Genomic DNA, 20,940 nt, shown 5'->3' with positions numbered 1-20,940 from the left:
CCGAACATGAACCAGCAAGCAGAACCGTTCCTGAACACCCTCGACCCGCAGGCCGACGCGGCCCAGGTGCACGTATCGCGCGCACACGAATCGGCCCACCTGCACGTGAGCGGGCGCGCGACCTACACCGACGACATCCCGCTCGTCGCGGGCACGCTGCACGCGGCGCTCGGGTTGTCCGCGAAGCCGCACGCGAAGATCGTCTCGATGAACTTCGACGAGGTGCGCGCGACGCCCGGCGTGGTTGCCGTGTTCACGGCCGACGATATCCCCGGCGTCAACGATTGCGGTCCGATCATCCACGACGATCCGGTGCTCGCCAAGGGCATCGTGCAGTTCGTCGGCCAGCCGATGTTCATCGTCGTCGCGACGTCGCATGAAACCGCGCGGCTTGCCGCGCGCCGCGCGCAGGTCGACTACGAGGAGCTGCCCGCGATCCTGACCGCGCAGGACGCGCGCAAGGCCGAAACCTACGTGATCCCGCCGCTGAAGCTCGCACGCGGCGACGCGGCCGCGCGGCTCGCCGCCGCGCCGCATCGCGAGTCGGGCGAGATGCTGCTCGGCGGCCAGGAGCAGTTCTACCTGGAAGGACAGATCGCGTACGCGGTGCCGAAGGACGACGACGGCATGCACGTGTACTGCTCGACGCAGCACCCGAGCGAAATGCAGCACCTCGTCGCGCACGTGCTCGGCGTCGCGTCGCACAACGTGCTGGTCGAATGCCGCCGGATGGGCGGCGGGTTCGGCGGCAAGGAATCGCAATCGGGCCTGTTTGCGTGCTGCGCGGCGCTCGCCGCGTGGAAGCTGCTGTGCCCGGTGAAGCTGCGTCCGGACCGCGACGACGACATGATGATCACCGGCAAGCGGCACGACTTCCATTACCGCTTCGACGTCGGCTACGACGACGACGGCCGCCTCGACGGCGTCGCGCTCGACATGACGTCGCGCTGCGGCTTCTCGGCCGACCTGTCGGGCCCGGTGATGACGCGCGCGGTGTGCCACTTCGACAACGCGTACTGGCTCGGCGACGTCGACATCGCCGGCTACTGCGGCAAGACCAACACGCAGTCGAACACCGCGTTCCGCGGCTTCGGCGGCCCGCAGGGCGCGTTCGCGATCGAGTACATCCTCGACGACGTCGCGCGCGCGCTCGGCCGCGATCCGCTCGACGTGCGCTACGCGAACCTGTACGGCAAGACCGAGCGCAACGTGACGCCTTACGGGCAGACGGTCGAGGACAACGTGCTGCAGGAACTGCTCGGCGAACTCGAGACGACGAGCGACTACCGCGCGCGGCGCGCGGGCGTGCGCGAATTCAACGCACGCAATACGGTGCTGAAGAAGGGCATCGCGCTCACGCCGGTGAAGTTCGGCATCGCGTTCAACGTCACGCACTTCAACCAGGCCGGCGCGCTGGTGCACATCTACACCGACGGCTCGGTGCTCGTGAACCACGGCGGCACGGAGATGGGGCAGGGGCTCAACACGAAGGTCGCGCAGGTCGTCGCGCACGAGCTCGGCATCCGTTTCGGCCGGATCCGCGTGACGGCGACCGACACGAGCAAGGTCGCGAACACGTCCGCGACGGCCGCGTCGACGGGCTCCGACCTGAACGGCAAGGCCGCGCAGGATGCGGCGCGCCAGCTGCGCGAGCGCCTCGCGGTATTCGCGGCGAAGCAGTTCGGCGACGGCAAGGTCGATGCGGCCGACGTGAAGTTCGGCAACGACTTCGTGTGGATCGGTGGCGCGAGCGTGCCGTTCGGCGAAGTGATCGCGAAGGCATACCTCGCGCGCGTGCAGTTGTGGTCCGACGGTTTCTACGCGACGCCGAAGCTGCACTGGGATCAGTCGAAGCTGCAGGGCCGGCCGTTCTACTACTACTCGTACGGCGCGGCCGTGTCGGAAGTCGTGATCGACACGCTGACGGGCGAGATGCGCACGCTGCGCGTCGATGCACTCCACGACGTGGGCGCATCGCTGAACCCGGCGCTCGACATCGGCCAGGTCGAAGGCGCGTTCATCCAGGGGATGGGCTGGCTCACGACAGAGGAGCTGTGGTGGAACAAGGGCGGCAAGCTGATGACGCATGCGCCGTCCACGTACAAGATCCCGACCGTCAACGACACGCCGCCCGAGTTCAACGTGCGGCTGTTCCAGAACCGCAACGTGGAGGACAGCATCCACCGGTCGAAGGCCGTCGGCGAGCCACCGCTGCTGCTGCCGTTCTCCGTGTTCTTCGCGGTGCGCGACGCGATTGCCGCGGTTGGCGACTACCGGGTGAATCCGCCGCTCGACGCGCCGGCCACCGGCGAGTCGATCCTGCGCGCGGTGCATGCGGTGCATGCGGTGCGTGCGGCGAGCGCCGCGCGGGCAGGCTGAGATGAAAATGGCCCCCACGCTCACTTGGTTCGCTGCCCCCGAGGGGGCAGTCAGCCTCCTTGGGGCGGCCCGGCGGAGGCTGACATGAACGGGCCCGCTCGTTCGCTGCGTGCCGCGTCGCATGCGCCCGTCGCCGGGTGCGACGGCGCGTGCGGCACCACGCCCGCGCAGACGTTCGCGCCAGGCACCGGCCAGCGTAACCGCGCGACCGTCGCGCCGCCGCCGATGCACATCGTGCTGTTCGGCGCGGGGCACGTCGGTCACGCGCTCGTCACGCTGCTCGGCGCATTGCCGTGTGTCGTGCAGTGGGTCGATACGCGCGACGAGCTGTTCCCGGACGAATGTCCGCCGAACGTGCAGCCGGAGCCGACCGATACGCCCGAGGCCGTCGTCGACGCAGCGCCGCCCGGCGCGTACTTCCTCGTGATGACGCACAACCATGCGCTCGACTTCTCGCTCGCCGCGCAGATCATGCGGCGGCGCGACTTCGCGTACTTCGGGATGATCGGTTCGCGCACCAAGCGCGTGAAGTTCGAGCGCCGGCTCGCCGCGCGCGGCGTCGATCCGGCGCGGCTCACCGAGATGGTGTGTCCGATCGGCGTCGCGGGCATCGTCGACAAGGCGCCCGGCGCGATCGCGGTGGCGGTCTGCGCGGAACTGCTGCAGGCCCGCTCGGGCATGCCGGTGGCCGATGCGAAGGCGGCCGCGGCGGGGCGCGTGCGCGACGACGTGAGCTGCGCGCGCTGACGACGCGCAGCCGATACCCCCGGCGCACCTCGGCGCGTTTTTGCCTACACTGCACGGATCGCGCGGCATCGGGCCGCGCGTCCTTGCGTGCAGGCACCATGTCCGATCATCAGGTCTATCTCGACGCGCTCGATGCGAGCCTCGTCGCCATCGAGCGCTGGCTGTCCGGCACCGATACTTCACCCGCGGCGCTCGATGCGCTGCTTGCACCTTTCTCCGCCGAATTCACGATGATCATGACCGACGGTCGCGCGCTCGACCGTGACGGCACGCGCGTGCTGTTCACGAAGCTCGGCGGCGCGAAGCCGGGGCTGCGCATCGCGCTGTCGGACCTCCGCGTGCTGTTGGCCGACGCGTCGCATGCGGTGCTCACCTATCTCGAAGCGCAGCAGGCGGCGTCGGGCGAACTGCCCGCGCGTCGCGCGACCGCCGTGTTCGCGCGCGACGCGGCAGGCGTCGTGCGCTGGACCCATCTGCAGGAAACCTTCTGCACGGCCTGAGCGGCCGCGCTGCGTGATCCCGCGCGGGCCATCCCGTGCCGGTTCAGCGCTTGCGGCCGCGTGCGGCCGTCAGCTCGTCGGACACGCTCTGCATCAGCGCGCACAGCCACGCGATGTCGGTCGGGCGATCGGGGTGCGGGTGCGTGAGCAGGTAGCTCTTGATGCGCGGGAACGGCACGGGCGGCGTGACGACGACGAGCGGCAGCAGCCGCGCATAGTGCGTCGCGAAGCGGCGCGTCGTCGTGAAGATCAGGTCCGACTGCAGCAGCACCTGCGGCACGATCCCGAAGTACGGCAGCGTCGTCACGATCCGACGCGTGAGGCGGGCGCGGGCGAGGCCGATCTCGATCGCGTTGCGCTTGTCGCCGGTGTACGGCGTCGGCGCGACGTGCGCGGCCGACGCGTAGGCTTCGCGCGTGAGCGGTTCACGGGCGAGCGGATGCGCGTCGCGCATCAGGCACACGATCGTGTCGGAGAACAGGTCCTGGCGCGCGAACTGCGGGTCGGGCTTCGGCCAGTTGCCGATCACGAGATCGAGCGCGCCCGATTCGAGCGCCTCCGCGTGATCGAGCGCGGGATTCAGCGAGTCGATTTCCAGATGCGCATGCGGCGCCGTGTCGCGAAAGCGTTCGATCAGCGTCGGCATGAAGAAATCGTTCAGGTAGTCGGGCGCGGCGACGCGGAACGTGCGTCGTGCGGACGACGGGTCGAAGTCGCCGTGCGGCGTCGCGATGAAGTCGACCTCGCGCAGCGCGCGCGTCGCGGCGCCGAGCAGCGACGCGCCGTACTCGGTCGGCACCATCCCGGACTTGCCGCGCACGAGAATCGGGTCGTTCAGCGTCTCGCGCAGCTTGCGCAGCGCGGTGCTGATCGCGGGCTGGGTCTGGTTCAGCCGCAACGCGGCCTGCGTGACGCTGCGCTCGAGCAGCAGCGTGCGTAACACGCGCACGAGCCAGATATCGAGCGAGGCGGTACGGTCGTCGTCTTCCATCGGGGCGGGGTGATTCGGGTGAAGCGTAACCTTAACGCAGCCGCGCGTTCGCGTGCGTGATACCGGCCATCACGCGCGCCCCTTCGGCAGCATGCTGATCCGCTTGACCTCGCGCGATTCGAGCCAGGTCGGCGTGCGCGCGCAGTAAAGCAGCATCGGCAGCGCGTCCTCGCCCCAGAACAGCTGCTGGTTCATCCAGAAGGTCGGTACGCCGAACACGCCGAGCGCGATCGCGTCGTCGGTGTTGCGGCGCAACTGCGCGCTCGTTTCCTCGAATTCGATCAACTCGTCGCCGTGCCCGACGCCGACGCGCTCGCACAGCGCCGCGAACCCGTCCGGCGTCGACGGATCGTTGCCGTCGTGCCAGATGAAGCGGAATATTTCCAGCACGGTCGCGGTGTCGGCGCGCAGCGCGATCGCGAGGCGCAGCACCTTGTCGGAGTCGAACGGATGCGCGGGCGGCATCTTGAAGCGGATGCCGAGCTGTTCGGCGCGAAACAGCGCGTGGCGGTACGTGAACACGCGCTTGGCCGGCACGTCGGCGCTCGAGCGCTGTCCCCAATGGCGCTGCAGGTCGGGCAGCGACACGGCGACGGGTTCGAACGGCACGTCCGGCCACTTGTCGTGCTGTTCGAGCAGCAGGTAGGAGAACGGCGACACGAAGTCGAAGAACCAGGCGGGTTGGGCAGTGTCGAGGCCGGTTGTCATGGCGATCTCCAGAGGGTGGGGCGTGCGTGCCTGGCGGTGGCCTTCATGTTACGCGGCGGCGCGTGGATGCAGCAATGATCGCGGATTGGCCGCTCACGCGGAACCGGGAGTCGCCCGGGGGGGCTCGCCGGCCGATGGCGCCGCCGGGCCGCCGCGCGCGGCCACGAGGCCGCCGGCGCCGGGTGTGCCCGACGCGGCGTCGTGGTCGTGCGCGGTGAGCCGCTCGCGCACGAAGCCGATGTGCTCGCGCAGCACGTAGAACTGCCCCGCATACGCGAGCGGCATCTTCATCCGGTTCACGGCTTCCTCGATGTCGTCGAGTTCGTCGAGCAACTGGACGCGCTCCTCGGCCGTATGCTCGCCGAGCGCGCGGCGCTCGAGCGCGATCAGCGCGCCGTACCACCGGTAGATGCGCGAACGCACGCGCCAGCCGTACAGCGACGGCACCAGCCGCAGCCCGGGGATCAGCACGACGATCAGCGGCACCACGACGACGAGCAGCCGGTCGACGAGACTTGCGACCCAGAACGGCAGCCGCCGGTACAGGAAGGTCTTGCCGGACTTGTAATAGCGCCCCGCATCGTCGGACAGCGGGAAGCCGCGCGTGACGGCCGACGGGAATTCGCCCGCGTGCTGCAGGATCGTCGCGTGGCCGTGCACTTCGCGCGCGGCCTCGATCAGCAGGTCGGACAGCGCGGGGTGCAGCGTATCGCGCGCGACCAGCTCGATCGTCGGCGCGACCGTATGGAGATCGGCGGGCGGCAGGTTGCGGCCGAGATCGTAGACGCCCATCGGCAGCGTGATCGCGGTCAGGTACGGAAAGCGCCGCGCATAGGCCTCGGCTTGCGTGAACGAGTACACGTGCACGCCGGGCGCGCGGAACAGCTTCGCCATCACCGGGATCTGCGTCGAGTCGCCGGACAGGAACGCGGCGTCGATCTTGCCGTCGAGCAGCGCGGCCGCGGCGTCCTCGCCGGCGGTCGGCAGCAGCTCGGTCGAGCCGCCCGGTTCGATGCCGTTCATCTTCAGCAGCGCCAGGCTCAATTCGCGCGCGCCGCTGCCCTCCGCGCCGAGCGCGAGCCGCTTGCCCTTGAAGTCGGACAGGCGCGCGACCACCGGCCCGCGGTACATGATCGCGAGCGGCACGTAGCCGATGCTGCCGAGCGATACCAGGTGTTCGTCGCGCTCCTTCGGGCCGATGCCGCTCTGCACGAAGCCGACGTCGACCGGGGCGTTCGGGTTCGACAGCCGCGCGAGGTTCTGCGCGGATCCTTCGGATGACTGGACGTCGAGCGTGACGCCGTTCTTCGCGAGGATCGCCTTGTATTTCTGCGCGGCGTTCCAGTAGGTGCTGCCGGGCGGGCCGGACGAAATCACGAGCGTGGACGGCGGCGCCGGCTGGATCAGCCTGACCGCGAGCCAGACCGCCGCGACCGAGAGCAGCACGGTGGGGCCGATCGACAGCGCGAGGTCGCGCCACGACACCGCGACGAAGCGGGTGAGGATGCGGCGGGGCGGGCGAGGGCGAGCTGGCTTCATGGAGTGGGCGGATGACACGGGCGTGACGCATCGATGACGGCCGTCACGGACGAGGCACGCGATGCACGTTCTGGCGGCGATGGTACCCGGTTTCGCCCGGCGTGCGCGAGTCTGACACCGTGGCGCGGCGGCGGGCAGGGGCGAGCGCGCGGGCGGCCGCGCGTCAAAAGCTTTGCGCTTCGGCGGGCGCTGGATTACATTGTGCGACGCAGCCGCGCCCGATTCGCGCGCGACCCGGCACGCAATGAGACCGGGCGCGTCCGGCCGGCGGCTGTCCGGCCCGGCCGGCCCGCATTCGCGCGCGCCGGCCGCCGGCCCGTGTCGCCTCTCTCGCATCGCCGTGGAAATCATCGGCCGTCCCGCCCGTTCGCGCGCGGGCCGGCTGCCTTTGGGGGTATCCGGCCGTACTGTGCACGGCCGTTCCGGAGTTACAAGGAGATAGCATGAAGTCGATCGTGTTGAGAGCGTTGGGTGTTGTGGCCGTGGCGGCCTGTCTGTCGGGCAGCGTATACGCGCAGTCCAGCGATGCGGCGGCAACCGAGGCGCCGGCCGCGGCGGCGAGCTCGCCGAAGGCCGCGGCCAAGGCCGCGAGGAAGGCGAACAGCAAGCTCGGCTACGCGGTGCGCAAGGCAATTACGAAGGCAGGTGGCATCGACGTGGCGCACCTCGTCGTGCGGTCGAAGGGCGGCGCGATCACGCTGGAGGGCACGGTGCCCGACCAGGCACAGATCGACAAGGCGGAAGAGGCGGCGAAGGGTGTGAGTGGCGTGACGTCGGTCACGAACAAGCTGAAGGTCAAGCAGCAATGATGCCGGGCGGCGGCGCGCCAGCGCCGCGCGCCCGCTTTCAGGCGGGCCCCGGCGTGCCGGGGCCCGTTTGCGCTTTAGAATGCCCCCGGACCTGCCGCTTCGCGCCAGGCCCCCGAGCGGGTATCCCCCAAGGGGGCTGCCTGCGGGGCGGAAAACCTTGGGCGGCCCCGGTGTTTTCTTGAGAGGCCGCGAGCTGCGCACGACGCAGCGGCGGACCGATAACGATATCGAGAGGGCGGCAATGACGACGCACGGGTGGGGCAGTCGGATTCTCTTCGGCGCGGCGCTGGTCGCGGTCGCGGTGCTCGGCGCCTGCAACGGCGACGATTCTGGCGAGCGCAACCGGCTGCCCGGGTTCGTGTCCGGCAGCGTGCGCACCACCGCCTATGACGGCACGAGCGACGACCTGCTGACGGCCGGTCTCGGCAAGACGGGCCTCGCCGCCGCCACCGCGCCCGCGTTCGCGAATCCGTCCCGGCCGACGAGCGTCGAACTTCGCCGGGTCGCGATCTGGTCGAACTACCGCGCGCTCGTCGACATGAGCGCCAACGGCGGCTACGGCCGCTTCTGGGGGCCGAACGTCGACCTCGACGGCAACGACACGCTCGGCGAAGGCAAGATTCCCGGCACGGAATATCTCGCGTATTCCGACGATGGCAGCGGCCGCAAGAACGTGACGCTGCTCGTGCAGGTGCCCGCGAGCTTCGATCCGGCGCAGCCGTGCATCGTCACCGCGACGTCGTCCGGTTCGCGCGGCGTGTATGGCGCGATTTCGGCGGCCGGCGAGTGGGGCCTCAAGCGCGGCTGCGCGGTCGCGTACAACGACAAGGGCGGCGGCAACGGCGCGCACGAACTCGGCTCCGACACGATCACGCTGATCGACGGCACGCTCGCCGACGCGGTGCTCGCCGGCAATGCCAGTCTCTTCACCGCCAACGTGACGAGCGGCGACCTGACCGCGTTCAACAGCCGCTTCCCGAACCGCTACGCATTCAAGCACGCGCATTCGCAGCAGAATCCCGAGCAGGACTGGGGGCGCGCGACGCTGCAGTCGGTCGAATTCGCCTATTGGGCGCTCAACGAGCAGTTCGGACCGCTGCTCGACAGCTCGAATCACGGCGTGCGCTACCACCCGGGCGACATCACGACGATCGCCGCGTCCGTCAGCAACGGCGGCGGCGCGGCGCTCGCGGCGGCCGAGCAGGACACGCGCCGCTGGATCACCGCGGTCGTGGTCGGCGAGCCGCAGGTCAACGTGCGGATGGCGCCGAATGTGGTCGTGCGCGAGGGCGGCCAGCCGGTGCCGTCGTTCGGCCGGCCGCTGGCCGACTACGCGACGCTCGCGAACCTGCTGGAGCCGTGCGCGGCCGCATCGGCGTCGCTCGCGGGCGCACCGTACCTGAGCGCGCTGCCGGCCGCCACCACGCAGTCGATCCGCACGCAGCGCTGCGCGACGCTCGCCGCGGCGGGGCTCGTGTCGGGGGCCGATACGCAGAGCCAGGCGGCCGACGCGCTCGCGCAACTGCATGCGGCCGGCTATCTCGTCGATTCCGACCTGCTGCAGGCGCCGATGTGGGATTCGCAGGCGATTCCGGCGATCGCGGTCACCTATGCGAACGCGTACACGCGCTCGCGCGTGACCGACAACCTGTGCAATTTCAGCTTCGCGACGACCAATGCGGCGACGGGCGCGGTCGCGCCGCCCGCCACGTCGCCGATGCCGGCCGTGTTCGGCCTGGGCAACGGCGTGCCGCCGACGGCAGGCGTCAATCTCGTGTTCAACACCGGCGCGGGTGTCGACCACCGGCTCGCGACGCCCGACGCGAGTTTCGCGGGCGCGCTGTGCCTGCGCCAGCTGTGGACCAACGGGATGCTCGACATGTCGACGAACGTCGATGCGGTGCGCGTGAACGCGAACCTGCAGGGCAAGCCCGCGATCATCGTGCAGGGCCGCAGCGACGCGCTCGTGCCCGTGAATCACGCGTCGCGCGCGTACGTCGCGCAGAACAGCATCAGCGAAGGCAGCCGCAGCCAGCTCGTGTTCTACGAGGTGACGAACGGGCAGCACTTCGATGCGTTCCTGCCCGTCGCGGGCTTCGACACGCGCTTCGTGCCGGTCCACTACTACAACCTCCAGGCGCTGAACCTGATGTGGCGGCACCTGAAGAGCGGTGCCGCGCTGCCGCCGTCGCAGGTGGTGCGCACGGTGCCGCGCGGCGGCACGCCGGGCGCCGCGCCGGCGCTGACGAGCACGAACCTGCCGCCGATCTCGGCGACCCCCGGCGCGAACGCGATCACGGCTGGCGCCGGCGCGATCGACGTGCCGCTCTGAGCGCGCCCGCCGCGCCGCAATACGGAAGCCGGACCGTCGTCCGGCTTTTTTCTTTTCAGCGTCTGGAATCGGTCCCGTATTGACCTTTATCGGAATGTCGCGCGCTGTAACAAATTATTACTTTACGGCGGAAAACCCGGAAACTATTATGCGCCGATATTTTCACTTAATTTAATAAATTCCCGTAAAGACAATATTCCTTTCCGTATAGTTAATCGATCCTTTCGATTTTATTAGATCGGCTCGAGTTGCGATTGGTCGCCGTTTCGCGATTGATCGGCATTTCGCCGAGGGGGATTGTTCGTCCGTTTGACGCGAAGGCGCCTTGTCCGGCGGGCTTTGCGGGGGATGATTTTGCTTGTCGTTTCTCGCGCATGCAGAGGGCGCGCCTGAATTCGCATTGCTGCACGTTATTGAATTGTCGTTCGCAATGGAATTGATTCCATTGTGTGGTCGCGGAATATGGGTGGGGTAAATCGTGCCGGTCGGTATTTGCCGATTCGGTAAAAAACTCGGGGTGCATCGCAAAACGAATGCGCTCCCGGTGCGGAGCGCCGGCGCAAATGATCCTTTGCGGCCGGCGGTATTTATCGTTCTGTTCGAGAGGCAATAATGACGACACTGAAGTCCTTGAAAGACGGTTTCGCGCTATTTGGAACGACACTGAGCGTGCCGCTCGCCGCAGCCGCGGCGGCGGCGCTGCTCGTCACGGGGTGCGGCGGCGACGACGGGTCGGGTCCGAGCGCTGCCACCGCGGCAGCCGCGACGACGTCGACCGGCAGTACGTCGGCCAGCACCAATGCAACGGCCGCCGTCCCGGCCGACCAGCCGTACGTCGACAACGACGTGTACGGCACCGGGCCGAACGACGCGGTCACGGATTCGACCGAAGGGGCCGCGGTCGTGCATCGCCAGGTCACGATCGGCGGCAAGACCGTCCAGTACACGGCCACCACCGGGCACCTGACCACGATCGACCCGATCACGTCGGCGCCGAACGCGAAGATGTTCTACGTCGCATATACGCAGGACAACCCGGACCCGTCGAAGCCGCGCCCGGTCACGTTCTTCTACAACGGCGGCCCCGGCTCGTCGTCGGTCTACCTGCTGCTCGGCTCGTTCGGGCCGAAACGCCTGCAGTCGTCGTTCCCGAACTTCACGCCGCCGGCCCCGTACAAGCTGCTCGACAACCCGGACAGCCTGCTCGACCGCACCGATCTGGTGTTCATCAACCCGGTCGGCACCGGCTACTCGGCGGCGATCGCCCCGGCGAAGAACAAGGACTTCTGGGGCACCGACCAGGACGCGCACTCGATCGACCGCTTCATCCAGCGCTACCTGACCAAGTACGCGCGCTGGAACTCGCCGAAATTCCTGTTCGGCGAGTCGTACGGCACGGCGCGTAGCGCGGTCGTGTCGTGGGTGCTGCATGAGGACGGCATCGACCTGAACGGGATCACGCTGCAGTCGTCGATCCTCGACTATGCGAATGCGCTGTCCGCGCCGGGCACCTTCCCGACACTCGCGGCCGATGCGTTCTACTGGAAGAAGACTACCCTCAACCCGACGCCGACCGATCTCGATGCGTACATGGTGCAGGCCCGCAACTACGCGGACAACACGCTCGCGCCGCTCGCGCAGAAGCCGAACCCGCAGGACGGCGGCTTCGTGAACGTGCGGCTGAACCTGAACCTGCAGACCGCGCAGCAGATGGGCGCGTACATCGGCACGGATCCGACGTCGCTGATCCAGACCTTCGGCAACCCGGCCGCGCTCGGCAACGTGCCGTCGTCGGACGACAACCCGCCGTACACGTTCTTCCTGACGCTCGTGCCCGGTACGCAGATCGGCCAGTACGACGGTCGCGCGAACTTCACGGGCAAGGGCATCGCGCCGTACATCCTGCCGAACTCGGGCAGCAACGATCCGTCGATCACGAACGTCGGCGGCGCGTACACGGTGCTGTGGAACAGCTACATCAACACCGACCTCAAGTACACGTCGACGTCGTCGTTCGTGGACCTGAACGACCAGGTCTTCAACAACTGGGACTTCAGCCACACGGACCCGACCGGCGCGAACAGGGGCGGCGGCAATACGCTGTACACGGCCGGCGACCTGGCGGCGACGATGAGCGTGAACCCGGACCTGAAGGTGCTGTCGGCGAATGGCTACTTCGACGCGGTCACGCCGTTCCACCAGACCGAGCTGACGCTCGCGCAGATGCCGCTCGATCCGACGCTCAAGGCGCAGAACCTGACGATCAAGAACTATCCGTCGGGCCACATGATCTACCTGAACGACGCGTCGCGGACCGCGCTGAAGGGCGATCTCGGCAACTTCTACGACGGGATCCTCGCGAACCGTACCGCGCTGCAGCGCGTGCTGAAGCTGCAGGCGCGCACGCAGCAGTTGAAGCAGCAACAGCTGAAGCAGCAGGGGCAGTAAGCATCGCGTTGCGGCCCGCGCGGCCCGGTCTTGCGCAGGGAGGTGCGGGTTCGCGAGGCCCCGGATGGACGACAGCCTGATCGGCGCAGGCCGGTCGGGCTGTTTTTTTCAGAGGGGAGCGGTGCCGGCGGCTGGAGGCGGCGCCCGGCGGCGCCGTTACGCGAGCACGAGCCTCACGCCGACTCCGACGAGCGTCGCGGCGAGCAGGTTGCGCAGCAGTCGCTCGGGCGCACGCGCCGACAGCAGGCTGCCGAGCACGATGCCGGGCAGCGAGCCGAGCAGCAGCGACAGCAGCATCGACCAGTCGACCGAGCCGAGCAACCAGTGGCCCATGCCGGCAACGAGCGTGAGCGGCACCGCGTGCGCGATGTCGGAGCCGACGATGCGCGCGGTCGCGAGCGTCGGGTACAGCAGCAGCAGCACCGTGACGCCGATCGCGCCGGCGCCGACCGACGTCATCGACACGAGCACGCCGAGCACGGCGCCCGTCAGCACGGTGGACCACAGCGTGCGTGCGGGGCTCGGCGCGAGCGGATTGCGCGCGGCGAGCGCGGTCAGTTGCGGCCGGAAGATCAGCGCGAGCGACGTGAGCAGCAGCGCGACGCCGAGCACCAGCTGGATCATCCGCGCGGTGCCGGGCGAGTTCATTCCGTGCGTGTGGAGCACCCACAGCGTGACGGCCGCGGCCGGGACGCTTCCGGCCGCGAGCCGGCCGGTGATGCGCCAGTCGATCGACCCTTTCAGTCCGTGGACGAGCGTGCCGGTGGCCTTGGTCGCGGCCGCGTACAGCAGGTCGGTGCCGACCGCCGTCGCGGGGTGGACGCCGAACAGCAGCACGAGGATCGGCGTCATCAGCGAACCGCCGCCGACGCCCGTCAGGCCGACGAGAATGCCGACGAACAGGCCGGACAGGGAGTACAGCAGATCGATATGGGGAAGCGACATCGGAAGCAGGCGGTTATGCGGCGTTCGGCGGCGGCGCGCGGCGGCGGCGCGCGCGTCAAAGTCCGCCATTGTCGCAAAAGTGGCGCGTCGGTGTACGACTACGTTAAAAATCGGCCGAGAAGGACCGCCGGACGGGCCGTTCGCGGTGGGTCAAACGGTCGTTTGAACAGGTGCCGGGCCTGACGGGACGGCGCGCCGGCGTTGGCGGGTTGTGATGCCGATGGCCGGCTATCGGGTGTGGCGGGGATGGGACGCGGGGCGGCGCGCGCCCCGGTTCAGGCCGGGCGGCCGTCAATGCATCGCGGGGCCGACGCCCGAAACGGCGTCCTGGCGGCGGATGCGCAGCGCGAGGCCGAGCAACCCGGCCGCGGCCGCACATGCCGCACCGACCGCGAACGCGGCGTGGTAGCCGCCGTTCAGCGCGTCGAGCGGCGACGCGTGCACCACCGCGAACGCATCGGTGCGCGCGGCCGCGAGGCTCGCGAGCACGGCGAGGCCGAGTGCGCCGCCCATCATGAACGCGGTGTTGACGATGCCCGACGCGAGCCCCGAATCGGCCGGGTCGACGTCGCTCATCGCGGCGAGCAGCATCGGGTTGAACGCGACGCCCGCGCCGATGCCGAGCAGCGTCATGCCCGGCAGCACGTGCCAGACGAAGCTGCCGTCCGCCGGCGCGCGCGAAAACAGCGCGAGGCCGCATGCGGCGATCAGCAGGCCGGCCGCGATCGGGCCGCGGATCCCGAAGCGCATCACGATCCGCGCCGACAGCCCGAGCGAGAACGCGGCCATGATCAGGTTCGCCGGCAGGAACGCGAGCCCGACCTGCAGCGGCCCGTAGCCGAGCACGCGCTGCATGTAGAGCGCGGACAGGAAGAACCACGCGAACATCGCGGCCGCCCACAGCACGCCGATCACGTTCGCGAGCGCGACGTTGCGCGCCGCGAACAGCGTGAGCGGCATCAGTGGATGCGCGACGCGCGCCTCGATCGCGATGAACAGCGCGAGCAGCACGACGGCCGCGCCGATCAGCGCGACGGTCTGCGTCGACAGCCAGCCGGTCTCGTTGCCGCCGACGATCCCGTAGACCGCGAGCATCAGCGACGCGGTCACGGTGATCGCGCCCGCGACGTCGAGCCGCACGGTACCGGCCGGCGCGCGCATGCGCGGCAGCAGCGCGACGCACATCGCATAGACCGCGATGCCGATCGGCAGGTTGACGAGGAAGATCCAGTGCCACGACAGCGTGCTCGTCAAGAGCCCGCCGAGCAGCACGCCGATGCTGCCGCCGCCCGCGCAGACGAACCCGTAGACGCCCATCGCGCGCGCCCGTTCGCCCGGTTCGGTGAACAGATTCATGATCAGCGACAGCGACACGGCCGACACGATCGCGCCGCCGAAACCCTGCACCGCGCGCGCCGCGATCAGCATCGTCTGCGATTGCGCGAGGCCGCAGGCGAGCGACGCGAGCGTGAACACGACGAGGCCCGCGAGGAACATGCGCCGCTGGCCGTACAGGTCGCCGAGCCGGCCGCCGAGCAGCAGGCAGCCACCGAACGTCAGCAGGTATGCGTTGACGACCCACACGAGGGCCGTCTCGGTGAAATGGAGGTCGGTGCTGATCGACGGCAGCGCAACGTTCACGATCGTGCTGTCGAGCACGATCATCAGCACGCCGAGGCAGAGGACGATCAGCGCGTACCAGCGCTTCTCGCCGTGGATCCCGTGGGTCATGGGCCTGCAGCCTTCCGATAGCTATTTGAAAGGCTGCATTGTAGACGTCATTCGCGCGCGCTTCCTGCCGGTTTGTGGCAGGAGCGACGCGTAGCGGCGGCGCGTGCCGCGCGGCGCCGGACGTTATCCGCGCGGCGGCAGTTCGCAGCCGTCGGGGCCGCACGCGGCCGCGTCGTTGCCGGCGAATTCGACGATGGCGCCGTCGCGCCACGCCTGCTCGAGCGCCTGCGCGAACACGTCGGCCGGTTGCGCGCCCGACACCGCGTAGCGGCCGCCGAACACGAACAGCGGCACGCCGCGTCCGCCGATCTGCGCGGCGCGCGCGATGTCGGCCTCGACTTCGTCACGGTATGCGTCGCTGCGCAGCACGGCTTCGACGGCCGAACGCTCGAGCCCCGTTTCGACCGCGAAGTCGATCAGCGCCGCGTGGTCGAACAGCGAGCCGTGCTCGCAGAAATAGGCGCGATACAGGCGCTCGGTCAGTGCGTGCGCGCGGCCGGTCGCTTCCGCGAGCTTCACGAGCCGATGACCGTCGAGCGTGTCGCCGACGAACGTGCCGGGCAGGTCGTAGCGAAGCCCGACGCTCGCGGCCGCATCGGTCACCTGGCGCAGCATCTGATCGACCTGGGCGGGCGACATCCGGTACTTGCCCGCGAGCATCGCCTCGACCGGTTCGACCGGCTGGCCCGGCATCAGCCGGTACGCGCGCAGCGCGACGTCGACGTGCTCTGCGTGCGCGAACGCGGCGAGCGCCTCGTCGAAGCGGCGCTTGCCGATCCAGCACCACGGGCAGATCAGGTCGGACCAGATTTCGACGGTCAGGGTCGGGCGGGCAGTCGGGGCGGGGGTGGTCGTCATGGGCGGTCCGGGACGGCAAATAAATGTAACCGGGACTATATCACTTTGGGCTTCGACGCTCGGTCGTGGTCTGGCCCGGGCGGAAGGGGCCGGCCCGGACGCATCACGAAGCGTGGACACGGGCGGCGTGTACCGGTAGCGATTGCCGATGCCGATGCCGATGCCGATGCCGATGCCGATGCCGATGCCGATGCCGATGCCGATGCCGATGCCGACGGCGACAGGTCCGGCGAACCGGCCCGCAGCGGACGCCGCTTACGCGTCGCCCTGCGTTTCCTTCAGATGCTTCAGGTGCTTGTAGACGGTCGCGCGCCCCATCCCGAGCACGTTCGCGACGTAGTTCGCGGCGCTCTTGCCGCGGAACGCGCCTTCCGCGTACAGCGCCTCGACGAGCTCGCGCCGGTGCTCGCGCGTGAGGCCGTTCAAGCCGACCTGCCGGTCGCGCAGCCAGCCGTGCAGGAACGTGTTGATGCGTTCCTGCCAGTCGTCGCGGAACAGTTCGTCGGGTTGCGCGACGATGCCCGCGCCCTTGATGAACACGTCGAGCGTCGCGCGCACGTCGTCGAACACCGCGATATTGAAGTTGATGCACATCATCCCGGCCGGGTGGCCTTCGTCGTCGAACAGCACGTTGCTCACGCAACGCATCCGCCGGCCGTCCCAGTTCAGCTTCTCGTACGGGCCGATCACGCGCTCGCGCGCCGAATGATCGATTTCCTCGAGCGCCGAGTCGTCGCCGACCTCGCGCTTCGACAGGTTGTTCGCGAGGTACAGCACGGTCTGGTCGTGCAGATCGTGGATCACGACTTCCGCGTATGGGAAGAACAGCGCCGCGATGCCGTCGGCGATCGGTGCGTAGCGGGTGAGCAGCAGGTCTTTGACGGGGGATTGCTTCTTGCGCATCGGAATCGCCATCTCGGGTGTGCGGGGGCCGGACGGTGCGTCGGCGCGGCGCGCCGGCGTGCCGTCGACCGGCTCGTCCGTGCGCCCGCGCGCCGCCGCCGCGGCGGTTGCGCCATTGTATCGGCCCCGCGTGCGCGTGCTGCTCATGCGCGCGTCAGATGCGTGTACAGCGCGTGTGCGATCGCGATGTCCTCGAGCCCGAGGCCGATCGAGCGGAAGAACGCGTGACGCGTGCGCGACGGCGCCGCGCAGGTGCCGGCGACGAGCGCGGGCAAGTCGCCGACGATCCGCTCGGGCGTCCAGCCGTGCCCGGCCGCCGCGATCTGCATTTCGCCCGCGCTCGCGGGCGTCGTGTCGCGGTAGTCGCAGTACACGTCCATGTCGGGCAGCCATGCGGGCGGGATCTCGTGTGCACGCGCGACGTTGGTGCTGATCGACGTGACGAGCGCGGGGCGCGTGAGCATGCCGTCGGCGAGCACCGGCGTGCCCGACGACGTGCACAGCATCACGACGTCCGCGTCGCGCACGCACGCCTCGAGGCTGGCGGCCGGGCGGGCGCGCGGATCGATCTGCGTGAGCGTCGCCTGCAGCGCCGGGTCGCCGGCGAGCGCGGGCGAATGGACGCTGATCGATGCCCAGTCGCGCAGTGCTGCCGTGTGGCGCAGATGCGCGAGGCCGACCGCGCCCGTGCCGATCACGGCGAGCCGGCGCGCGTCGCGCGGCGCGAGGCAGTCGACCGCGAGCGCCGTCGTGCCGGCCGTGCGCTCGACCGTCAGCAGCCCCGCGTCGCACCACATCAGCGGCTGGCCGGTGCGCATCGACATCAGCGCGGTCCATGCGGTGACGATTGGTTTGCCGCCCGTCACGACGTACGGCGACAGCTTCGCGCCGAACACCTGCTCGTCGGCGAGCGCGCCGAGATACGTGATGAAATCGCCGGCCTGCTCGGGGAACAGCGTGAGGGTTTGCGGCGGCTGCACCGCGCGGGCCGATGCGAGCGACGCGAACATGCGGCGCAGCGTGCCGAGCACGTCGAGCGACGGCAGCGCCGCGCGCACCGCGGCTTCGTCGACGGTCAGCGGCAGGGTCGAGGCGGGTTGCGTCATGGGACTTCTCCGGTCTGGGCCGGACAGGACAGTCTCGAAAGGGGGCGTCCGGCGGTGTTCTTGATGGATTAAAAGTCTAATATAGACAAAATAAGTCCGGTGAATTTTTCTTTCCAGGACCGGATCGCACCACGCGCCGTGGGAAAAACATCGATAAATCAACGATGTTTATGGCGATCGACGGCTTTTCGATGGACTGCATGAGCGCCGGGATTATCGTATCCCCTATAGTCTATAGTAGACTAAGAGTCTATATTTCGCATGCAGACCAGCGTGTCGCCGCACGGCGGCCGGCTGCATCGCATGCCGATCCGACGCCCGGCGACGGCGTCGCGCGACCGGTCTTCATCGCCTCAATCCGGAATCGAAGGACATCCCATGAACTGGAAGCTTTCCCTCTGCGCCGTCGCGGCGCTTGCGTGCGCGGCCGTCACGGCCCACGCGGAACAGACCACGCTGCGCTTCGGGATCGAAGCCGCCTATCCGCCGTTCGAGAGCAAGACGCCGGCCGGCCAGCTGCAGGGTTTCGACGTCGACGTCGGCAACGCGGTCTGCGCGAAGCTGAACATGAAGTGCGTGTGGGTCGAGAATGCGTTCGACGGGCTGATCCCGGCGCTGCAGGCGCGCAAGTTCGACGCGATCAATTCCGCGATGAACATCACCGCGAAGCGCAAGCAGAGCATCGATTTCACGCCGGCGATCTACGTGGTGCCGATCGTGATGGTCGCGCATCGCGGTTCGCCGCTGCGGCCCGATGCCGCGAGCCTGCGCGGCAAGCATGTCGGCGTGCTGCAGGGCTCGTCGCAGGAGGATTTCCTGAAGGCGCACTGGGCCAATGCGGGCGTGGATATCGTGTCGTATCAGGACCAGGACCAGATCTATGCCGATCTCGTCGCCGGTCGTCTCGACGCGGCCGTGCAGGAAGCGCAGACCGCGCAGGACGGTTTCCTCGACAAGCCGGCCGGCCGCGACTACCAGATCGTCGGCGAGCCGCTGAAGGATCCCGCGACCCTCGGCGAAGGTACGGGCTTCGGGATGCGCAAGGGCGACAAGGCGCTGCAGGCGAGGATCGTCGGCGCGCTCGACGCGCTGAAGAAGGACGGCACGCTGAGCGCGCTGTCTCAAAAGTACTTCAAGCGCGACATCGTCGCGAAGTAAGCCTGGCCGCGCGCCGGCCTCGGTGCCGGCGTGCATCGCACCGAATCTCGACGCAGTACGGAGAAGCATGGATTTCGACGTCATCGTTCTGGGGGCCGGCATCGTCGGCGTGTCGTCGGCGCTGCATCTGCAGGATCGCGGGCTACGCGTCGCGCTCGTCGACCGGCGAGCGCCCGGCGAGGAAACGAGTCACGGCAATGCGGGGCTGATCGAGCGCTCGTCGGTCGTGCCGTACGCATTCCCGCGCCGGCTCGGCACGCTGTTGCGCTACGCGCGCAACCGCTCGGTCGATCTCTATTGGGATTACAAGGCATTGCCCGCGTATGCGGGCTGGCTCGCGCGCTTCTGGCGCGAATCGTCGCCGCAGCGGCTCGCGGCCGCCGCGCGCGACATGCTGCCGCTCGTCGCGGCGAGCGTCGTCGAGCACGACGCGCTGCTCGCGCGCACCGACGCGCAGCCGCTCGTGCATGACGGCGGGTGGATCGAGGCGTTCCGTTCGCCCGCGCTGTTCGACGCGGAAGCGCGCGCGCAGCAGCGGGTGGCCGACGCGCACGGGCTGCGGATGAGCGTGCTCGACGCGCGCGCGTTGCGCGAACGCGAGCCCGGCATCGGCGACGCATTCTGCGGGGCGTTCCACTGGCAGGACCCGAAGACCGTGTCGAGCCCCGGGGGCCTCACGAAGGCGTACGCGCGGCTGTTCGAGCGCGACGGCGGCACGTTCGTGCGCGGCGACGCGACGACGCTCGCGCAGGTGTGCGACGGCTGGCTGGTCGATACCGTGCATGGGCCGATCGCGGCCCGGTCGGCCGTGGTCGCGCTCGGGCCGTGGTCCGATCACGTATTCGCGCCGCTCGGCTACCGGATTCCGTTGCGCGCGAAGCGCGGCTATCACATGCATTACCGGCCGACCCGCACGCTGCTGAACGTGCCCGTATGCGATACCGAGGAAGGTTTCGTCGTCGCGCCGATGGAGGGCGGCCGCCTGCGGCTCACGACGGGCGTCGAAATCGCGTTGCGCGCCGCGCCGCCGACCGGCGTGCAGCTCGCGCGTGCCGAGCCGCTGGCGCGCGACGCGTTCGGCATCGGCGAGCGCCTCGATCCGGCGCCGTGGCTCGGGATGCGGCCGTGCACGCCCGACATGCGGCCGGTGATCGGGCCTGCGCCGCGCCATCGTCATTTGTGGTTCGCGTTCGGCCACTGCCACCACGGACTCACGCTCGGCCCCGCGACCGGGCGTCTGCTCGCCGAGATGATGACGGGCACGCCGACCTACATCGATCCCCATCCGTACCGACCCGCGCGCTTCGGCTGAGCCCGTTGCGACACGACGGCCGCCGCACGTGTGGCCGTCACAGTTTTTCATTCGGCTGTCCGCATAATCAAAAGCCACGCAACCGGAAATGATCTGCGTAATCGATCGGAAAGAAATCGCGAAATAAGAAGATCTTCAAACAAGCGATTTATTAATGCATTTTCATGAAAATGAAATGCGAAGCGGGCGATCCGCCCGGGCAAGCCGGCGACGCTTCGCAACGGACGTTTCGATGTGACCGGGAATGTACCGGAACACGTTACTTCGGGGCTCGCAAACGTTACGTTACATCCGCGCTCTGGACGCTTTTATCGTCAGATGATTGCGGCTGCGCGCTCCATTTATTTACCCGGAAATCCATATAAGACCGTTATTGGCTTGCAATAGGCCAACGAATCAATCCGTTTTATCGAGGTGGCACACTTCGTGCGATCCATCCCCATGCTTTATCAACGTAGTGCCAACCGAGATGGG

The 20,940-nt window shown here is 68.7% G+C and carries 17 protein-coding genes; 8 read left to right on the top strand and 9 right to left on the bottom strand.

The window, feature by feature from the left end; all coding sequences use genetic code 11:
* Positions 1-6: 6 nt before the first annotated feature.
* The 3 genes from xdhB (at position 7) to DIE23_RS23460 (ending at position 3,626) form a co-directional block, all read left to right on the top strand.
* Positions 7-2,379, top strand: coding sequence for a xanthine dehydrogenase molybdopterin binding subunit (gene xdhB / locus DIE23_RS23470; protein WP_124614325.1), 2,373 nt, complete (start codon positions 7-9; stop codon positions 2,377-2,379).
* Between the two features lie 84 nt (positions 2,380-2,463).
* On the top strand, positions 2,464-3,126 hold the full coding sequence (gene xdhC / locus DIE23_RS23465) for a xanthine dehydrogenase accessory protein XdhC (RefSeq protein ID WP_124614324.1): 663 nt from the start codon (positions 2,464-2,466) through the stop codon (positions 3,124-3,126).
* A 98-nt stretch (positions 3,127-3,224) separates the two neighbouring features.
* Positions 3,225-3,626: a polyketide cyclase gene (locus tag DIE23_RS23460; RefSeq protein ID WP_124614323.1), complete on the top strand. Its 402-nt coding sequence runs from the start codon at positions 3,225-3,227 to the stop codon at positions 3,624-3,626.
* A gap of 43 nt (positions 3,627-3,669) precedes the next feature.
* Here DIE23_RS23460 and DIE23_RS23455 read toward each other — a convergent pair whose 3' ends face one another.
* The 3 genes from DIE23_RS23455 to DIE23_RS23445 all read right to left on the bottom strand — a co-directional run bounded on the left by DIE23_RS23455 (position 3,670) and on the right by DIE23_RS23445 (position 6,864).
* Entirely contained in the window at positions 3,670-4,617 is a 948-nt protein-coding gene (locus DIE23_RS23455) for a LysR family transcriptional regulator (RefSeq protein WP_124614322.1), read from the bottom strand.
* Between the two features lie 69 nt (positions 4,618-4,686).
* Entirely contained in the window at positions 4,687-5,325 is a 639-nt protein-coding gene (locus DIE23_RS23450; protein WP_124614321.1) for a 2-hydroxychromene-2-carboxylate isomerase, read from the bottom strand.
* 93 nt (positions 5,326-5,418) lie between these two features.
* Positions 5,419-6,864: a TAXI family TRAP transporter solute-binding subunit gene (locus DIE23_RS23445; protein ID WP_124614320.1), complete on the bottom strand. Its 1,446-nt coding sequence runs from the start codon at positions 6,862-6,864 to the stop codon at positions 5,419-5,421.
* Positions 6,865-7,307: 443 nt separating this feature from the next.
* On the opposite strand from DIE23_RS23445, the gene DIE23_RS23440 reads away from it, so the two are divergent.
* Together DIE23_RS23440 and DIE23_RS23435 are read left to right on the top strand one after the other, a co-directional pair.
* A complete protein-coding gene (locus DIE23_RS23440) occupies positions 7,308-7,673 on the top strand; it encodes a BON domain-containing protein (RefSeq protein ID WP_124614319.1) in 366 nt (121 codons plus the stop codon).
* A 241-nt stretch (positions 7,674-7,914) separates the two neighbouring features.
* Positions 7,915-10,005: a D-(-)-3-hydroxybutyrate oligomer hydrolase gene (locus DIE23_RS23435; RefSeq protein WP_124614318.1), complete on the top strand. Its 2,091-nt coding sequence runs from the start codon at positions 7,915-7,917 to the stop codon at positions 10,003-10,005.
* A gap of 211 nt (positions 10,006-10,216) precedes the next feature.
* Here the strand turns inward: DIE23_RS23435 and DIE23_RS23430 are convergent, their stop codons facing one another.
* Positions 10,217-10,627, bottom strand: a complete 411-nt coding sequence (locus DIE23_RS23430) for a hypothetical protein (protein ID WP_260436149.1) — start codon at positions 10,625-10,627, stop codon at positions 10,217-10,219.
* Between DIE23_RS23430 and DIE23_RS23425 the strand changes: the two genes are divergently transcribed.
* Positions 10,618-12,453, top strand: a complete 1,836-nt coding sequence (locus DIE23_RS23425) for a S10 family peptidase (RefSeq protein WP_124614317.1) — start codon at positions 10,618-10,620, stop codon at positions 12,451-12,453. The two genes, DIE23_RS23430 and DIE23_RS23425, sit on opposite strands and share 10 nt — an antisense overlap.
* Positions 12,454-12,609: 156 nt before the next feature.
* Here the strand turns inward: DIE23_RS23425 and DIE23_RS23420 are convergent, their stop codons facing one another.
* The 5 genes from DIE23_RS23420 to DIE23_RS23400 all read right to left on the bottom strand — a co-directional run bounded on the left by DIE23_RS23420 (position 12,610) and on the right by DIE23_RS23400 (position 17,996).
* Positions 12,610-13,398, bottom strand: coding sequence for a sulfite exporter TauE/SafE family protein (locus DIE23_RS23420; RefSeq protein ID WP_124614316.1), 789 nt, complete (start codon positions 13,396-13,398; stop codon positions 12,610-12,612).
* 291 nt (positions 13,399-13,689) lie between these two features.
* A complete protein-coding gene (locus DIE23_RS23415; protein WP_124614315.1) occupies positions 13,690-15,129 on the bottom strand; it encodes a DHA2 family efflux MFS transporter permease subunit in 1,440 nt (479 codons plus the stop codon).
* Between the two features lie 123 nt (positions 15,130-15,252).
* Positions 15,253-15,987, bottom strand: a complete 735-nt coding sequence (locus DIE23_RS23410) for a DsbA family oxidoreductase (protein ID WP_124614314.1) — start codon at positions 15,985-15,987, stop codon at positions 15,253-15,255.
* A gap of 255 nt (positions 15,988-16,242) precedes the next feature.
* Positions 16,243-17,037, bottom strand: coding sequence for a transcriptional regulator (locus DIE23_RS23405; RefSeq protein ID WP_124614313.1), 795 nt, complete (start codon positions 17,035-17,037; stop codon positions 16,243-16,245).
* On the bottom strand, positions 17,034-17,996 hold the full coding sequence (locus DIE23_RS23400) for an ornithine cyclodeaminase family protein (RefSeq protein ID WP_124614312.1): 963 nt from the start codon (positions 17,994-17,996) through the stop codon (positions 17,034-17,036). Before DIE23_RS23400 ends, DIE23_RS23405 begins: the two co-directional genes overlap by 4 nt.
* A 378-nt stretch (positions 17,997-18,374) precedes the next feature.
* Here DIE23_RS23400 and DIE23_RS23395 point away from each other — a divergent pair, with 378 nt between their 5' ends.
* Together DIE23_RS23395 and DIE23_RS23390 are read left to right on the top strand one after the other, a co-directional pair.
* On the top strand, positions 18,375-19,154 hold the full coding sequence (locus tag DIE23_RS23395) for an ABC transporter substrate-binding protein (protein WP_124614311.1): 780 nt from the start codon (positions 18,375-18,377) through the stop codon (positions 19,152-19,154).
* A gap of 67 nt (positions 19,155-19,221) precedes the next feature.
* Positions 19,222-20,466, top strand: coding sequence for an FAD-binding oxidoreductase (locus tag DIE23_RS23390; RefSeq protein WP_124614310.1), 1,245 nt, complete (start codon positions 19,222-19,224; stop codon positions 20,464-20,466).
* Positions 20,467-20,940 lie beyond the last annotated feature (474 nt).

The sequence above is a fragment of the Burkholderia sp. Bp9143 genome (assembly GCF_003853645.1).
In the GTDB taxonomy this organism is placed as follows: domain Bacteria; phylum Pseudomonadota; class Gammaproteobacteria; order Burkholderiales; family Burkholderiaceae; genus Burkholderia.
The sequence above is the reverse complement of the archived record's forward strand: the minus strand, read 5'-3'. Positions and strand labels throughout refer to the sequence as shown.

Excerpts from the sequence above, each read along its gene's own strand:
- DIE23_RS23425 (WP_124614317.1), top strand. The coding sequence starts at position 10,618 with ATGACGACACTGAAGTCCTTGAAAGACGGTTTCGCGCTATTTGGAACG.
- xdhB (WP_124614325.1), top strand. The coding sequence starts at position 7 with ATGAACCAGCAAGCAGAACCGTTCCTGAACACCCTCGACCCGCAGGCC.
- DIE23_RS23410 (WP_124614314.1), bottom strand. The coding sequence starts at position 15,987 with ATGACGACCACCCCCGCCCCGACTGCCCGCCCGACCCTGACCGTCGAA.
- xdhC (WP_124614324.1), top strand. The coding sequence starts at position 2,464 with ATGAACGGGCCCGCTCGTTCGCTGCGTGCCGCGTCGCATGCGCCCGTC.
- DIE23_RS23435 (WP_124614318.1), top strand. The coding sequence starts at position 7,915 with ATGACGACGCACGGGTGGGGCAGTCGGATTCTCTTCGGCGCGGCGCTG.
- DIE23_RS23440 (WP_124614319.1), top strand. The coding sequence starts at position 7,308 with ATGAAGTCGATCGTGTTGAGAGCGTTGGGTGTTGTGGCCGTGGCGGCC.
- DIE23_RS23420 (WP_124614316.1), bottom strand. The coding sequence starts at position 13,398 with ATGTCGCTTCCCCATATCGATCTGCTGTACTCCCTGTCCGGCCTGTTC.
- DIE23_RS23415 (WP_124614315.1), bottom strand. The coding sequence starts at position 15,129 with ATGACCCACGGGATCCACGGCGAGAAGCGCTGGTACGCGCTGATCGTC.
- DIE23_RS23395 (WP_124614311.1), top strand. The coding sequence starts at position 18,375 with ATGAACTGGAAGCTTTCCCTCTGCGCCGTCGCGGCGCTTGCGTGCGCG.
- DIE23_RS23405 (WP_124614313.1), bottom strand. The coding sequence starts at position 17,037 with ATGAGCAGCACGCGCACGCGGGGCCGATACAATGGCGCAACCGCCGCG.
- DIE23_RS23390 (WP_124614310.1), top strand. The coding sequence starts at position 19,222 with ATGGATTTCGACGTCATCGTTCTGGGGGCCGGCATCGTCGGCGTGTCG.
- DIE23_RS23450 (WP_124614321.1), bottom strand. The coding sequence starts at position 5,325 with ATGACAACCGGCCTCGACACTGCCCAACCCGCCTGGTTCTTCGACTTC.
- DIE23_RS23455 (WP_124614322.1), bottom strand. The coding sequence starts at position 4,617 with ATGGAAGACGACGACCGTACCGCCTCGCTCGATATCTGGCTCGTGCGC.
- DIE23_RS23400 (WP_124614312.1), bottom strand. The coding sequence starts at position 17,996 with ATGACGCAACCCGCCTCGACCCTGCCGCTGACCGTCGACGAAGCCGCG.
- DIE23_RS23445 (WP_124614320.1), bottom strand. The coding sequence starts at position 6,864 with ATGAAGCCAGCTCGCCCTCGCCCGCCCCGCCGCATCCTCACCCGCTTC.
- DIE23_RS23460 (WP_124614323.1), top strand. The coding sequence starts at position 3,225 with ATGTCCGATCATCAGGTCTATCTCGACGCGCTCGATGCGAGCCTCGTC.